Origin of the sequence: Cetobacterium sp., from assembly GCF_051653945.1 — a bacterium.
Taxonomy (GTDB): domain Bacteria; phylum Fusobacteriota; class Fusobacteriia; order Fusobacteriales; family Fusobacteriaceae; genus Cetobacterium_A.
The window spans coordinates 1-16,643 of sequence record NZ_JBOFXD010000024.1 but is presented as its reverse complement, the minus strand read 5'-3'; the positions used below and the strand labels follow the sequence as shown (position 1 = coordinate 16,643).

At 28.1% G+C, this 16,643-nt stretch carries 14 protein-coding genes and 1 tRNA gene; 7 read left to right on the top strand and 8 right to left on the bottom strand.

Going from position 1 to position 16,643, the window contains the following annotated elements; translation table 11 throughout:
• Positions 1-63 precede the first annotated feature (63 nt).
• The 3 genes from ACRC8M_RS02505 to ACRC8M_RS02495 all read right to left on the bottom strand — a co-directional run bounded on the left by ACRC8M_RS02505 (position 64) and on the right by ACRC8M_RS02495 (position 4,887).
• Positions 64-139 (bottom strand) — tRNA-Gly (locus ACRC8M_RS02505).
• A 74-nt stretch (positions 140-213) separates the two neighbouring features.
• Positions 214-1,818, bottom strand: coding sequence for an ABC-F family ATP-binding cassette domain-containing protein (locus ACRC8M_RS02500; protein ID WP_438527699.1), 1,605 nt, complete (start codon positions 1,816-1,818; stop codon positions 214-216).
• A 117-nt stretch (positions 1,819-1,935) separates the two neighbouring features.
• Entirely contained in the window at positions 1,936-4,887 is a 2,952-nt protein-coding gene (locus ACRC8M_RS02495; RefSeq protein WP_438527698.1) for a glycoside hydrolase family 2 TIM barrel-domain containing protein, read from the bottom strand.
• A gap of 183 nt (positions 4,888-5,070) precedes the next feature.
• Here ACRC8M_RS02495 and ACRC8M_RS02490 point away from each other — a divergent pair, with 183 nt between their 5' ends.
• The 7 genes from ACRC8M_RS02490 to ACRC8M_RS02460 all read left to right on the top strand — a co-directional run bounded on the left by ACRC8M_RS02490 (position 5,071) and on the right by ACRC8M_RS02460 (position 11,604).
• Positions 5,071-5,736, top strand: a complete 666-nt coding sequence (locus ACRC8M_RS02490) for a M48 family metallopeptidase (RefSeq protein ID WP_438527697.1) — start codon at positions 5,071-5,073, stop codon at positions 5,734-5,736.
• A complete protein-coding gene (locus tag ACRC8M_RS02485; protein ID WP_023051663.1) occupies positions 5,733-6,332 on the top strand; it encodes an ECF-type riboflavin transporter substrate-binding protein in 600 nt (199 codons plus the stop codon). Before ACRC8M_RS02490 ends, ACRC8M_RS02485 begins: the two co-directional genes overlap by 4 nt.
• An 18-nt stretch (positions 6,333-6,350) precedes the next feature.
• Positions 6,351-8,039 (top strand): ABC transporter ATP-binding protein, encoded by a 1,689-nt coding sequence (locus tag ACRC8M_RS02480; protein WP_438527696.1) that lies wholly within the window; start codon positions 6,351-6,353, stop codon positions 8,037-8,039.
• Complete coding sequence (locus ACRC8M_RS02475; protein WP_438527695.1) at positions 8,039-8,869, top strand: energy-coupling factor transporter transmembrane component T family protein; 831 nt, start codon at positions 8,039-8,041, stop codon at positions 8,867-8,869. Before ACRC8M_RS02480 ends, ACRC8M_RS02475 begins: the two co-directional genes overlap by 1 nt.
• A 98-nt stretch (positions 8,870-8,967) precedes the next feature.
• Positions 8,968-9,906: a hypothetical protein gene (locus ACRC8M_RS02470; RefSeq protein ID WP_438527694.1), complete on the top strand. Its 939-nt coding sequence runs from the start codon at positions 8,968-8,970 to the stop codon at positions 9,904-9,906.
• Positions 9,907-9,979: 73 nt separating this feature from the next.
• Positions 9,980-10,579: a hypothetical protein gene (locus tag ACRC8M_RS02465; protein ID WP_438527693.1), complete on the top strand. Its 600-nt coding sequence runs from the start codon at positions 9,980-9,982 to the stop codon at positions 10,577-10,579.
• Positions 10,576-11,604 (top strand): EpsG family protein, encoded by a 1,029-nt coding sequence (locus tag ACRC8M_RS02460; RefSeq protein ID WP_438527692.1) that lies wholly within the window; start codon positions 10,576-10,578, stop codon positions 11,602-11,604. Before ACRC8M_RS02465 ends, ACRC8M_RS02460 begins: the two co-directional genes overlap by 4 nt.
• Positions 11,605-11,629: 25 nt before the next feature.
• On the opposite strand, the gene ACRC8M_RS02455 is transcribed toward ACRC8M_RS02460, so the two are convergent.
• The 5 genes from ACRC8M_RS02455 to ACRC8M_RS02435 all read right to left on the bottom strand — a co-directional run.
• Complete coding sequence (locus ACRC8M_RS02455) at positions 11,630-12,946, bottom strand: sensor histidine kinase (RefSeq protein WP_438527691.1); 1,317 nt, start codon at positions 12,944-12,946, stop codon at positions 11,630-11,632.
• Entirely contained in the window at positions 12,933-13,589 is a 657-nt protein-coding gene (locus ACRC8M_RS02450; RefSeq protein ID WP_438527690.1) for a response regulator transcription factor, read from the bottom strand. The genes ACRC8M_RS02455 and ACRC8M_RS02450 overlap by 14 nt, the downstream gene beginning before the upstream one ends.
• Positions 13,590-13,644: 55 nt before the next feature.
• Positions 13,645-14,847: a hypothetical protein gene (locus ACRC8M_RS02445; RefSeq protein WP_438527689.1), complete on the bottom strand. Its 1,203-nt coding sequence runs from the start codon at positions 14,845-14,847 to the stop codon at positions 13,645-13,647.
• A 67-nt stretch (positions 14,848-14,914) separates the two neighbouring features.
• A complete protein-coding gene (locus ACRC8M_RS02440; protein ID WP_438527688.1) occupies positions 14,915-15,220 on the bottom strand; it encodes an FMN-binding protein in 306 nt (101 codons plus the stop codon).
• Between the two features lie 123 nt (positions 15,221-15,343).
• Positions 15,344-16,643 (bottom strand): alanine/glycine:cation symporter family protein (locus ACRC8M_RS02435; protein ID WP_438527687.1); only part of this gene is annotated, 1,300 nt, incomplete at its 5' end.

The following is a 16,643-nucleotide window of genomic DNA, read 5'->3' as shown; positions in this document are numbered from 1 at the left end:
CACGCCTTAGAAGGGCGTTGCTCTATCCAGCTGAGCTACAGACACATTTGATAAATATTAAATTGGAGCGGGAGACGAGGGTCGAACTCGCGACATTCAGCTTGGAAGGCTGACGCTCTACCAACTGAGCTACTCCCGCTAACGTCTTGAAGGAATCCCTCAAGACATAAAAATTGTATCACAATATTTGTTTTTTGTCAACAACATTTTTTATTAGTTTTTTATTCTAAATCTATTATCACGAATATCGTAAGTTACAAACCCTATTCTTCTCATTAAAACTTTATCGTGACTCACTAATATAACTGCTCCTGGATAATCTAAAAGCATATTAGCTATGGCTGTTCTTGAGTAATCATCCATATAAGTTGAAGGTTCATCTATTATTAATAAATCAGTTTCCATTAAAGTATTTGTAAATATCTCTAATCTTTTCTTCTCTCCTCCAGATAGCATAAATATTCTTTTATCTCTAAATTCTAATTCATTATTATAAAGATTATCTATTGCAGCTTCTATAAATTCATCAGAAAGACCTGTTTTATCTTTTAAGTAGTCTTTGATATACATATTTTCATTTTCAAAAAATGTATCTTGTTCTATAAATGCAATTGTTGCTTTCTCATTTATAAAAACTTCTCCTGAAGTTGGCTTATCTAATCCAGCTATTATTTTTAACAATGTTGATTTTCCAGATCCATTTTCTCCAACAATACAAATTTTTGTATCTCTATCTACCACTAAATTTGCATCTTTATACAACATCTTATCTGGGTACTCTTTCATTACATCTTTTAAAACAACAATTGGTCCTTCAAACTCTTTTTTTCCAGTTATCATTATATCTTCTGGCGCATCTATATAACTATACTTGTACTCTGGCGAGAACTTAATTCTTTCTTTTTGTAATCTTTCTAACTCTTTTCTCATTCTTCTTAAAATTACAGCATGAGCATGTTTATTATTACATCTCTCTAGAAGCTTTAACTTTTTTTCAATAGCCTCTTGAGTTTCCTCTATTGTTTCTTCAGTTTCTCTATTTTTCTTTTTATCCTCTGCTATTCTAACTTTCTTCTCTTTTAAATAAGCAGGATAATCACAATCATAAACTCCAACTTTATTATTATCTATATCAATAATTTTTGTTGCAAAAGTTCTTATAAAATCTATATTGTGCGATATAACTAAAAATGCCTTTGGACTATCATTAATATAATTTGTCAACCAAGCTGTCTTTTTCTTGTCAAAGAATGAAAGTGGCTCATCTAAAATTATTAAATCTGAATTACTAAATAAAGTTATAGCCAGTCTTATATACTGTCTTTCTCCTCCACTTAACTCTCTAAACTTTTTATCTAATTTATCATTTAGTTCAAAAGTATCTATAAATTCAGATTGAACATGAATATATGAATATCCTCCTAAGCTTTCAAACTCATCAGATAATTTTGAATATTTTTCCATTACTTTTTCATCATTATCCATATCCCCAGTAAACTCTGCTGAAACTGCATCTAACTCAGCTTGAACAGCCATTACTTTTTCAAAAGGTGAATTTAATAAATCTTGAACTTTACTATCTAAATCAACTCTTCCAAACTGATCAAAACAAGATATTACAGCCTCTTCCTCTCTAATTACACTTCCTCTATCAGGACTTTCTACTCCAGATAAAAGTTTAATTAAAGTAGATTTCCCTGTTCCATTATTCCCAACAAGAGCTATTTTATCTCCAGAATTTACTTCTAATTCAACATGTTTATATAAATTTTGTGAAAAAAATGATTTTGATACATTTTTAAACTCTACTATAGTCATTTTACTCTCCTATTCTCTATTAAATTTAACGTATTATTATACCATGCTTTATACTTTTTAGCAATATTACCTTTAAGAAATAGGAAAAGCTAGAAGAGAGCTCTTCTAGCTTTAATTTTAGATATTCGATTCTATTGTATAGCTAAACGAATACTTTTTGTCACTTGGAACTAAATACTCTTCATGTGTTGGGGCTCCCCATGAATCATCTCCTCCAACTCCCATCTGTATTTTATTTATATTTAAAGCAGTACAATGAGATTTGGGAAGTTCGTAGTGATGATATGCACTTTCTATTTCATTAACCGTGTAAGGTAATGCACTAAATTCAAACGTTTCCTCGCTTGAAATCTTTATTCCTATTCCCATCTTATCTGTTATTTCTGCCCATCTAGTTCCTATTCTATTTCCGCACTCTTGGGGAATAACATATTCACTCATATTTTTATTTACATCTGTTTCAAAAATTCCAAGTTTAGCTCCATGAACTCTATCTATATAATTTTCTTCTGGCCCCATACCATACCATTTTATTTCACTAAACTCTTTTGGAACTTTATAACTCATTCCAAATAACGGCATCTCTGATAATCCTTTTTCACCGTCATATTCCATGCTTATTTTTAATTTTCCATTAACAAATCCCTCATATATAATCTCACATGCTGAAATAGGATTTGTAGGTAGTTCATACTTAGCTCTTATTTCCACAGAGTTTTCTTTTTCAAAAGCTTTTACATCAACCATTTTTGCATACATTGATGCAAGTTTCCATTGAGCATATCTAAATGGCATCTTATTTCCTCTATCATTATCTGTTGACGCTCTCCAGAAATTTGGCATTACAACACCATCTACAAACTCTTTTCCTCCAAATTTTAATGAAATTAATCCACCATAAGCTTTTGAAAATATTAACTCCATTTTTTTAGTTTTTATTCCTAAATTAAATCCACCATTTATAAAAGTTGGCTTTCCTTCTAATTTTTCTTTTACTTTTTTTTCAATTTTATATATTTTTTGTCCAAAACAAATTTCATGTCCTTTTAAAGCATAAAATCTATCTTCTTTTAAATTTAAAGACACCTCTATTGTATATTCTCCATGCTCTTTTATTTTAGGAAGATTTAATTTAAACGATTTTTCAGATAATGGTTTTACATTACATTCTAAACTCTCTTCATAAATTTTAACTCCATTTTTTAATAATTTTATTTTTGTATCGTACTCTGAGCAATTTGTAAATAAACTATCATTCATTATAGTAAAAGATTTTTCCTCTACATTTATCTTGTAATCTGAAAATAGTTGTTTAATCTCCTGAACTTTAGGTGATGGTTTTCTATCTCCATAAACAATACCATTTACACAAAAGTTATAATCAGTAGGTCTATCTCCAAAATCTCCTCCAAAAGCTAAATACTCCTTACCAAAAGAATCTTTCTTCATTAACGATTGATCTATATAATCCCAAATAAATCCTCCTTGATACATTGGATATTTCTTTTCCAACTCTGTATACTTATGGAGTCCACCATTAGAATTTCCCATAGCATGAGAATATTCACACAGTATAAATGGTTTTTCAGGTGTTTCTTGTAAATATTTTTCAATTTCATAAACCTTTGCATACATTCTACTTTCCATATCCGAAGTTTTATCATATCTTCTATCCCAAAATATTCCCTCATAATGAATAACTCTTGTATTATCTAAACTTCTTAAAAATTCAGACATTTTAAATAGGTTTTCTCCTCCAAAAGATTCATTTCCACAAGACCAAATTACTATAGAAGAATAATTTTTATCTCTTTCAAACATAGATTTAGCTCTATCTATTATATTTTCTAACCATTCTGGATTATTATTTGGTATAACTTTCTCTGGACAAGGTTGTCCTAAAATTTGCCAAGTTCCGTGAGTTTCTAAGTTAACTTCATCAACTACATACAATCCATACTCATCACATAGCTCATACCATCTAGTTTGATTTGGATAATGAGATGTTCTAACAGCATTAAAATTATTTGCTTTTAAAAATTTTATATCCCAAATCATATCCTCTTCTGTTACTGCTCTTCCTTTGTAGCAATTAAACTCATGTCTATTTACACCTTTGAATACAATACGCTCTCCGTTTATTTTCATAATTTTATCTGAAATCTCAAATTTTCTAAATCCAAACCTTTGATGACACTCCTCTATTACATCTCCAGTTTTGCTATCTTTAATTAAAACTTTAACATCATAAAGATTTGGCTTTTCCGCACTCCATAATTTCGGATTTTCTACTTTTTTATTTAACTCTACTTTTAATTCTTTATCAATTTTTACATTTTTTTCTTCTATTTTTAAAATAACTTCTGCTTTATCCATAAGTTCCATTTCAATATCTACTATTGCTTCTTTATAACTTTGAATTTTTAATATATTTTTTAAAGTTGCCTTCTTAAAACTATTTGCTAATTCTGAAGTTATAAACATATCTTTTATATGTACATCTGGAGTTGAATAAAGATAAACATCTCTAAAAATACCTGAAAGTCTCCAAAAATCTTGATCCTCTAACCAACTTCCACTACACCATTTATAGACTTTTACTGTTATTTCATTATTTTCGTTCTTTAAATATTTTGTTAACTCAAATTCACTCGGTGTGAAACTATCTTCACTATATCCTACAAACTCCCCATTGCAATACAACTCTAACGATGATTCAACACCTTGAAATGAAATATATACTGGTCTATTTTTCCAATCTTTTGGTATATCTATATCTCTTTTATAAATCCCAAAAGGATTGAATTCTTTTGGCACCTCTCCTGGCTCTAAATTTTCTCTTCCATCCCAAGGATACATTGTATTAACATATTGTGGCTCTCCATATCCTTGTAACTCCATATGTCCTGGAACTTGAATTTTTGTCCAATTAGGTGTATTGCAATATGAAAAATCCCAAATTCCATTTAAACATCTCTTCCACTCTATATTTAATCCTTCATATTTATGATTTGAATGTGCACTTAATCTATTTATTTTAAAAACTCTTGGATTATGTAAATTATCCATAAACCCCTCCCATATCAATTAAATTACTAATATATAATCATAATTTAAACAATATAGCAATTAACACTCTAAACTTCTACAAATCTTTATTAACTAATTAAAAAAAGTTTTTTAATTTATTTTATTTCGTAAATCAAACTATTGTGATAAAATATTTATAATATGATATCTAAAGGTGAATTTATGAAATACAGTGTACAAATTACTAAAAAAAATATTAAAAATATTATTCTTAAAGTTAAATCTGATGGTACTGTTACTCTTTCTGTTCCCAAAAGAACACCAAATACTTTTATTGAATCTTTTTTAAAATCTAAAAATGAATGGATTTTAAAAAATCTCGAAAAAGTTACAAAATTTTCAACTAAATCAGTTGACAAATCATATAAAAATGGAGACAATATAGAGTATCTTGGTAAAATTTATATTTTAGAAATTTTTAAAAGTTCTTATAATAATATTGAAATTATAGATGGTTTTTTTAAAGTATTTACTAATAAAGAGATCAATAACAAAAATATTGAAACTCTTATTTATAATTGGTATAAGAAAAATGCTTTAAAAATTTTTGAAATATCTTTAAATAAATATAGTAACCTTATAGGTGAAAAGTTTTCTAGTTTTAAAATTCGAAAAATGAAAAGACGTTGGGGATCTTGTAGGTTTATCACAAAAGTCATTACATTAAATATTGAACTTATTAAAAAACCTATTGAATGTATTGATTATGTGGCATTTCATGAAATAGCACATTTAAGATATCCTCATCATCAAAAAGAATTTTGGAACTTTATATCGCTTTATATGCCTGATTGGAAGGTTAGAAAAGAAAGGTTGGATAAAATATGATAAAAAAGTATATTGGCGAAGATGGTTTCAGATATTATGTAAAAAAAACTGAATTATTTTCTACCAAAAGTGTAGTAGCTATCGGTATCGGAGCTGCTCTTTATAGTGTTCTTTCAGGAGTTGCTATCCCTGTTGGTCCAAATACATCATTTAGAATAGCTGTTGCTCTTCTTACAATTTTTGGAGCTATCTTTGGTCCATTAGTTGGATTCTTTGTAGGTTTTGTTGGACACGCTTTAAATGATATGATTATGTGGGGAAGCGTTTGGTTTAGTTGGGTTTTCTTATCTGCTGTTATTGGATTGTTTGGTGGATTAATTACCTTAGACAAAAGTTTTTCTTTAGAAACAGGTCATGTTACTAAAGTTCATATATTTAAAATGTATCTTTATGCTATTTTAGGAATGATTTTTGCAGGATTAGCTGCTTATGTTGGAGATGTTTACTTCTATGGTGAACCAGCTCAAAAAGTTTGGATTCAAATTGCTTTAGCGACTTTAACTAATTTTGCTGTTACTGCAACTTTGGGAATTCCCATTATTCTTGGAATCGCTGCTAGAAAAAGAAAGTATTCAAATTTAAAAATAGAAGATTAATTAAGTGAAGGAGTATAGATGAGTAACGTAGTAGAATTTAAAGATTTTACTTTTAAATACATCAATCAATTAGAGCCAACTTTAAAAAATATTAATTTAGAGATAAAAAAAGGTGAAAAAGTTCTAATTGCTGGGCCTAGTGGTAGTGGAAAATCTACTTTAGGTAGTTGTTTAAATGGTATTGTCCCTTTTTCAAAAGAGGGTGGATTTAAAGGTACTTTAACTGTTAAAAATATTGAACCTTATGAAAGCAGTATTTTTGAGATTAGTAACCTTGTTGGAACAGTTTTACAAGACCAAGATGGTCAATTTATAGGTTTAAGTGTTGGGGAAGATGTATCTTTTATTGATGAGAATAATCTTATCCCTCAATCTGAAATGATTAAAAACACTGAGAAAGCACTAAAAGAAGTTGGGATGGAGAGCTTTATTAATCATAGTCCTCAAGAGCTTTCTGGTGGACAAAAACAATCTGTATCACTAGCTGGAATAATGAGAAGTCCTGCTGAGATACTTCTTTTTGATGAACCTTTAGCTAATTTAGATCCATATAGTGGAAAACATGCTATGAAATTAATTTGTGATATCCAAAAGAAAACTGGAAAAACAATTATTGTTATCGAACACAGAATTGAAGATGTTTTAGAACAAGAGTTTGATAGAGTTATTATTTTAAATAAGGGGGAAGTTGTAGCTAATGGAACTCCTGAAGAGTTATTTAGAAAAGATATATTTAGACAATACGGATTGAGAGAGCCTCTTTATATTGAAGCTTTAAAATATTCTGGTGTAAACTTAGAAACAGATTCAATATATCCTATATCTAAAATTGGAACTAATGAAAATATAACAAAGGTAAAAACTTGGTGCGATTCAATTGAATTAAAAGAAAAACAATTTAAAGATAACATTTTAAGTGTTCAAAATCTTTCATTTGCTTATGATGAGAATAAATCAATCTTAAAAGATGTTAATTTTTCTGTTAATAGAGGAGAGATTCTTGCTCTTTTAGGGAATAACGGTGCTGGTAAATCAACGCTTTGTAAAGTTGTAACAGGTATTGAAAAAGAGTCTTTTGGAGATATTATTTTTCTTGGAAAAAGTATTATTAAAAATAGTATTAAAAGAAGAGGAGAGAAAATTGGATTTGTTATGCAAAATCCAAATCACATGATTACACAAGAAACTCTTTTAGAAGAAGTACAGTTTGGTTTAAAAATAAGGGGAGTTAAAGATTTTACAGAAAAAGCTGAGAAAGCATTAGAAATTTGTGGTTTACATGAATTTAGACATTGGCCTGTTACATCTTTAAGTTATGGCCAGAAAAAAAGACTTACTATAGCTGCTATTTTAGCTCTTGAACCCGAAGTTTTAATTTTAGACGAGCCTACAGCAGGGCAAGATTATAAAAGATATAAAGAGTTTATGAACTTTATTAAAGAGATTGCTAATAAGGGTGTCGGAATTATTCTAATAACTCATGATATGCACTTAGCTCTTGAATATGCTAATAGAGCTATCGTTCTTTGCAATGGAACAATTATAGCAAATAATTCTCCATCTATTATTTTAGGAGAAAAAGAATTAATGGAGAAGTCTAATCTAAAAGAAACTTCTTTATCTCAAATGGCAGAAATTATGGGCTTAGATCCTGAGATGCTTATGAACTCTTTCATTAATTTTGAAAACCAAGGAGGGATGAGATAATGTCAAGAGCTGGAACTTTATATATTGATAAAAACTCTCCAATACATAAAATTGATGGAAGTGTAAAATTTTTATTACTACTTGTTTGGACAGCGTCAGTATTTTTATTTAATGATTTTAGAGTATTTTTAACATTTTTTATTGTAGGAATGGGATTGCTACATATTGCTAAAATCCCATTTAAATCAATAAAACCTCTATTTATATTCATCGTTATGTTTACTATTATGAACTCTTTATTTTTAATAGTTATAACTCCTGAATATGGATCAACTTTAACGGGAACTACTACTCCAATTTTAACGATAAAGGGAGTAACGCTTTCTACTGAAACAATCTGGTTTGCACTTACTTTATCGATGAAGTACTTAGCTATTTTTCCTATAATGATGCTATTTATATTTACAACTCATCCTAGTAAATTTGCAAGTAGTTTAAATAAAATTGGTGTATCTTACAAAGTTGCTTATGCAATTAATATAGCTCTTAGATATATTCCAGATGTAAGAGATGAATTTAAAAATATAATGCATGCTCAAGAAGCTAGAGGTGTTGCTTTTAGAAAAGAAGATGCCAATATTATAACAAGATTAAAAAATTATAATACTATTTTATTCCCACTAGTTCTTTCATCATTAAATAGAGTGGAAGTTGTTTCTAATGCAATGGATTTAAGGGGATTTGGTCATAAAAGTAAAAGAACTTGGTATAGTTCTCAAAAATACTCTTCAATTGACTTTGTTACACTTATATTAATGGGATTGATGTTAGTTGTCTCAATTTATTTAAAAATATATGTACTTAAAGGATTTTGGTATCCTTTTAATTAAGACTTGTTAAATCAAGTCTTTTTTATTTTGACACAAAGTTGACATAAAATAAAAAAAATAGTATAATTATGACATAATATTGACATATTGGAGGGATTATGAATAATAAAATTATATCTTACTTTGCACTTTCATCTTTTTTATTAGTTAATACATCTGCTTTAGCTTTTAATTTAGATAAAATGGGTGGAGATATTGAAGTTGGATTTAAAGTTAAAGATTATGAAGAGGCTGGAGCTTCTAGAAATTTTAGAGAAGGGAATGTTAGTCTTACTTTAAAACCTAATAAAGATAAAGGTCTTGCTTTTAAGTTTGGTTTTGCTGACAGAGTTTTTAATGAAAGTAAAACTTCAAAAGATAAAGAACAAAGTAGAGAGATGTCAGAGTTCTATATTGAAAATATGTACCTTTGGGGAAAACTTATGTTTAGACCTGAAATTGGTTTAAAGTATACTGATTTTCATAATGATAACATTAAACCTGGTACTACATTAAAAGGATTAGATTCAGCAAAAGAATACAGATTTTACCCTAAATTTACTTATACAATCAATAGAAAATGGAGTCTATATTCTAGAGGATTTGTTGCATATAGTGAATTAAAAGATCCGTGGAAAAATGGAGATAAATATGGTTACAAACATAGATTAGAAGGTGGAGCTAGATATACATTTAATAGAAAACATGCTTTATCTGTAGCTTATGCTGATGATACAAGTGGTGTCAATAAATTTGATTATGATGTTGATGGAAGTCAGATTAGGTTTAGATACCACTATTCACCAACTAGAAAGTTAAAACTTGTACCTTTCTTCTTCTGGGGAACTGATGGTGAAAGAGTTGCTACAAATGGTACAAAAAAAGAGGTTAAAAGAGATATGCTGGGAGTTAATACACACTATAAAATAACTAAGGATATTGAACTTATCGCTAAAGTTAACTATGAGTGGAGAGATGATAACACTGGTACAAAAGGGGCTGGAGACGGAAATAAAGATCATTGGTTCTATTCTGGAGCTATAAAATATTCATTCTAATTTTAAAACCTCTTATTAAAGAGGTTTTTTTATTTTTTACAGTATTATATTAAAAAGGATACTGGAGGTTCAAATGTCTAAAGATTTTTTTAAGATTGTTAATGCACATAGATATTTATTTTTTTCTATTTTTATTTTTGGTTTGATTATTACTTCTTATTTTTATTTTACTACTCCTATTGTCTATTCAGCTAAAGCATTATTTCGTTATATTGAACCTGAAGGTACTACAAAAATTACAAAAATTGATATAAATGAAACTATAACCTATGAGAGTATAACCCCTGGAAGTGGTGGCTTATATATTCCAAGTTTAATTAATAGTGATTCTTTAAAGGTATCTTTTAATTCAGGAAATAGTATTTATACAGCTGTCAGCAAATCTATTTTAAAAGATTTTCCAATAAATGAAGTTAATAACTTTTTAGATTTTATTGTTATAACAAATATAAATTTTTTGAATGAAAAACTTCTTTATGCTACCTCTAAAGATGAAGAGATTAAATTTAAAGCTTTATTAGAAAACCCTGCTAAATCTTTTCCTTTAATAATAAAAGCTGACTCAATAGAAATTATTGATAAACGATACCTAATCTTATTTTTCGGTTTTATTCTATCTCTTTTTGCCTCTTTAACTGGAGCTATTATAAAAGAAAGAGTTGATGAAGTATGATTTTTGTTCTCGGAATCTTTGGGATTTTTCTTTTTTATACTATATTTTTTACTGAGGATCCTTATGAAAAATTTTTGCTCATTATGCCTGTATTTCTATTATCTATATATACTGGAACTAGAACAAATGTTGGAGGGTACGACTATCATGTCTATAAATACTTTTATGAGCTCCCATATTTTCAAAATCCATATGGATATGAATACTTCTTTATTCTACTTAGAGATTTCTTTAAATTTCTTGGTTTAAGTTATAATTTTTTTCTTCTTTTTTTAAGCTTTATATTTAATTTTATTATTTATAAATTATTTATATCTTACAGTATATACCCTACACTATCTTTTCTTATATATTTATCAACTTTTTACTACTGGCATAATTTTACTATTATTCGAAACTTTATTGCTATCATAATTTTTTGGATAAGTTTAAAATATATTATTGAAAAGAAAATTTTTATCTACATTCTTTTAATTACTTTAGCTTGTTTTTTTCATAAAACAGCTATTATTTTATATCCTTTTTATTTTTTATTAAACTATCGATTTACAAAAAAATCTTTGAGTTTACTTTTTATTTTATCTCTTATTATTAATCCATTATCTTTCATTATTTTTAAACTTAACATATCTTTTTTAGGATTAAGTGAACGTTTAAATAGATATAGTCACATTATTGAGCATGGAAATTTTTATGAATTCTCAGAATTATTAATTTTTGTTGTTATATTGTTATTTTATTTAAAGGATAGCACTCAAAAACAAAATACACTTTTAAATTTAAATATCTTTGCACTTTTTATTTTTATTTCTTTTTATCGGTTTGCTATTATTTTAAGAGTTCTAGATTATTTTAGATTAGGTATTTTTATTGGAATTCCTTTCGTTATCTCTAATATATCAAATAAGTATCTTAAATATCTTAAATATCTTTCTTTTATCCTGCTTTGTAGTTACTTAGTCTTTAAATACCATAATACTATTACAGCCTATGCTATTTATAACTATCAAACTTGGTTAATTTAAAAAACTCGGAAAATTTTCCGAGTTTTTATTTAAAATAAACTATAAAATTAAAATTTTCATTTTTAATATAAACTTCATATTTTATATTTAATAATAAAAATATTTTTTTTACTAAAGTTAAACCCAAACCATTTCCATCTATTCTTGAAAAATTTTCTCCTCTATTAAAAGGAGTAAATATTTTTTCTAAATCCATACTTTTATTAAATAACATTTTATTTGTTACTTTTAAAACATTGTTTTTTAACTCTATATTTACCTCTTTATCATCTTCAGAGTACTTTAGAGCATTTTGAATTATATTCTCCAATGCAATTTGCAAAAACTCTTTATCTATACATACTTTTGTTTCCTCTATATCTAAATTGACAATTAAATTTTTAGAAAGTTCTATATAATCGTAACGTTCTACTATTTTTAAAATCAACTCTTCTAATTCAATCTCTTCATTTTTTACACTTTTCAAAACATCCAATTTTGATAAAATTAGTAACTTTGAAATTAATTCTTTAGTATAATAGCTCTCTCTTAATATAGTTTTATAAGTTTCTAATGTCTCTAAATCTACATTTTCATTTTTCATTAAAACTTGAACTTTAGATGAAATTATTGTAATTGGAGTTTTTAATTCATGAGATGTATTAGAAACAAAGGATTCTAAATCATTGATTGCTATTTCTAATTTTTCACTCATCACCTTTATATTTTCACTAAGCTCACCCAACTCATCATCTCTTTTTACTTCTAAGTTAGATTTAAAGTTCAATTTAGATATCTCTTTTGTATTATTTTGTAATATTTCTATATCTTTTACAAATTTCTTGGAAAATAATTTTCCAAAAATTAAACTTATAAAAATTGCTATAAAAGCACCTAATAAATTAAAATAACCAATCTCTCTTTTATAATAATTTAAAATAGATAGAGACGTTCTTATAGACACCCATCTATTTTGAATTTTTTCGTTATATAATAAAATCTTAGCTTCTGTTAATCTCTGATTTTTTATAAAGAACTTTTTATTCTCTAAATTTTCAATTAAAAAACCACTTCCACTCCCACCTCTATTATTTATCCACTTCTTTTCACCTTCAGCCATAATTAAAATTGTTATATCTTTTTTTTCTTTTAAATTTTTTATATAATTCTCTAAATCTAAATTTTTACTATTAGAGATTAGATATTCCACTTCTCTTGCGATTTTAGGAAATTCCTCTTTTCTTTCTGAAATAAAATGATGTTCTAAAAAAAATACACTTATCGTGTAGCTTATACTCATTGCAATTATTATTATTAATGCTGAATATAGAAAAATTTTTTTTGATAAACTATCTCTCTTCAAAAATATATCCCACTCCTCTTACTGTTCCTATTAGCTCCTCATAATCCCCCAGTTTTTTTCTCAATCTTTTAACAAGCGTATCCGAGGCTCTCTCATCAAATTCGTTATCTATTCCCCAAATCTCCAATAAAATATTGTTTCTACTTAAAGGTTTATTTCTATTTTTTATAAAATATTCCAATAAGTTTTGCTCTCTTGTCGAAAGATTTACTCTTTCATTTTTTATTTTTAATATCTCATCTTTAAAAGAATACTCCATCTCTTTATATACATACTCTTGCTGAATATTTAATTTTAAATACTTTTTTATTTTAGTCGAAAGAACATTTATACTAAATGGTTTAATAATATAGTCGTCTGCTCCTATTTCTAATCCATGAATCTCATCTAGTTCAGAGTCTCTTGCTGTCATCATTATTATTGGAATCTCTGATTTTTTTCTAATATACTCACAAACTTCCCATCCATTTTTTAATGGTAAATTAACATCTAAAAGTACTAAATCTGGTTTAAAACTTTCAAAAATTTCTATCCCTATCTCTCCGTTCAAAGCAGTTTTTATCTCTATATTTAGATTAAAAAAATGACTCTCTAAAGAGAGAGCCAATTCTTTTTCATCCTCAATAATTAATAACCTCTTCATAAGCTAACACCTCTTATATTTTATTAAGGTTATTATATCAAATATTTATCTATTTTTAAAAATACTTTTTAAATCCTAATCTTATTACTACAGATTCTTCTACAGATCTTTTTATACTTTTTGTTCCTCCACCTGTTCCACTTCCAGACCCTGTTCCAGATCCACTTCCACTTCCAGAACCAGATCCACCAGTATTTCCTCCACCAGTATTTCCTCCACCAGAACCGCCTCCAGGTTTTCCTGTAGATTTACCGTTGCTTCCACTACCTCCAGTCGATGAAGATTCTCCATTACTTGAAACATTTTTATACTGAGCTAAATAAACTACGTCAGCTGTTATAGAAAAATCAACCATTGGGTTCCAAATAGCTCTTGTTCCAATCATTGCTCCTAATTCATTATGGAAAGTTGTTTTATTTTTATTTCCACCTGTTTCAACCTCAGGATTTAAAAATCCCCAAACATAAGGTCTTACTTGTAAAGTATTTGTTGCATATAGGTTATGGTCAACTTTAGCTAAATAAGACCATCTAATATTTTCACCTGCATAGTCCTCTTTAGATTTATTTACAACCCCTAGTGATAATTTTGTTTTATTTACTCTATAGCTCAATCCAGTTTCTATTTTATTTACATAATCTTCATTTTGAAACGGTAAATCATACTCTTTAGTCGATTGATTTCTTTCATCACCTTTAACCTTTGCATATCCCACCGCTCCTTTTAAATACCATCCAAATTTATCTGTAAAGTCATACGTTGCTTTTGGAATAAATCTAAGTGTTGTTGAGTGTTGAACTTTTGTATGTTCCAGTTCATCTTGTCTAATTCCAACTTTATAGTTTAAGAAAAATTTTCCATTTCTATATACAGATCCTCCATAAAGTTCTGCCATTTTTTTCTCATATCTTTTCTCTGAACTACTGTATTCATGTCTATATGATGTTTTTCCATCTATATAAAAGTTTGAATTTTCAAAAGGAAAAAATTCAAATCCTAAATATGGTTCTATTCTATTTTTCTCGTCTACCGATCTTTCAAAAATCATTGTGTCCATTCCTATTTCTACAAATCCTGTTGAACCACTATTTTTCAATCTCTCCTCTTCATGGAAACTATATGTATCCACTCCAACTATATTTTCTTTAGAAGAATCTACTCTATTTTTTTTGTTAATACTTCTTCCCGTACCCTCTTGTGAAAAACTTAAAACTGATAATGCTATTGTACCTAAAATTGCTAATGTACTTCTTTTCATTTTTTCTCCCTTAAACTTTTTATAAAAAAAAGCTGAGATTTAAAATCTCAGCTTTATTATTAATCAATTACTTTCCTGTTGCGTTATTTACTGCTTCTAAGAATCCCTCAGAAGTATATGTAGCCCCTGCTACTGTATCTACTTGAGATGATTGTGCCTCTATAACCTTCTTTGTTAATTGCTCAATTGCTGGATTTGCAATTCCTGGAGTATCACTATTCTCTTTTACTTCAATTGCAACAATTTTGTCTCCATCCATTGTTACTGCCACTTTTATATCATCTGCATAACCTAATCCAGTTCCTTCTTTTACTTCAGCTCCAAAAGCTACTGCCGATAAAACTACCAACATTGACATTATAATTTTTTTCATATAATCCACCCTTCTTAATTAATAATCTTATATAAATTATACGGTATACTACTATTTTATGTCAATGAAAAAATACATTTAATACTAATTATAATCACTTTTTTCTCATTTTTCACTCAATTTTTAAGCTATAATTTCCTCTATCTTCTCTTCAGGAATTTTATCATATTCTTTCATTGCACTTCTAGCATATTTACCAAGTGATAAGAGTGCTATTAAATTTGGTAAAACCATCATTCCATTAAACATATCAGCTAATTCCCATACTAATTCAACTTTCATCATTGATCCAATAACAATCATTATCATAACTATTGCTCTGTATATATTAACTGATTTTTTACTTTTAAAGATATATCTAACATTAGCTTCTCCAAAGAAATACCACCCTACAATTGTAGAAAAAGCAAAGAATAATAAACAGATTGCAATAAATGTATCTCCAAATACTCCTAATGTTGCACTAAATGCTCCTTGAGTTAGCACAATTCCAGCTCCTGATGTCAATGAAACTTTTGATGTTAAAATTACAAGTGCTGTTCCTGTTAATACTACAAAAGTATCTATAAATACAGTTATTACTGCCACAATTCCCTGTTCTCCTGGATGTGATACTTTTGCTATTGCGTGAGCATGTGGTGTTGATCCCATTCCAGCTTCATTTGAAAATAAACCTCTTGCAACTCCATATCTTACAGCCTGTTTCACTGTTACCCCCATAGCTCCTCCAAGTGCTGCTTGAGGATTAAAAGCTGAGTAGAAGATAGATGTTATAGCTGGAATCACTTCTTGATAATTTATTACTATTATTACAATACACGCTACAATATATAACCCAGCCATAATAGGTACTATTTTCTCAGTAACAGAAGCTATTCTTTTTATTCCTCCAAAGAAAACAAATCCTGCTAAAACAGACACAACAATACCAACAAGAGCTGGTGACACACCAAAAGCTTTATTAAAAGCTGCTGATATTGAATTTGCTTGGACTGCATTTCCCATTAATCCTAAAGCTGCTATACAAGCTACTGCAAAGAAATATGATAACCCTTTTGCAATCTTTTTATTTTTAATAGAGTTTTCAATATAGTATGCTGGTCCTCCTGTTATTTGACCATCTACTCTTTTTTTAAAAACTTGTCCTAATATTGCTTCAACATAAACTGTTGCCATTCCAAAGAAAGCACTCGCCCACATCCAAAATATAGCTCCTGGCCCTCCTGAAGCTATTGCTGTTGCCGCTCCAGCCAAGTTTCCTGTTCCAACTTGAGCTGCCACTGCTGTAGCTAAAGCCTGAAATGATGACATACCATTTTTATCTGCAGCTTTTCCATTTAAATTTATTGATCCTGTTACATGTTTTATTCCCTCTTTAAATTTTCTAATCTGAATAAAATTTAACTTTAAAGTAAAATATATC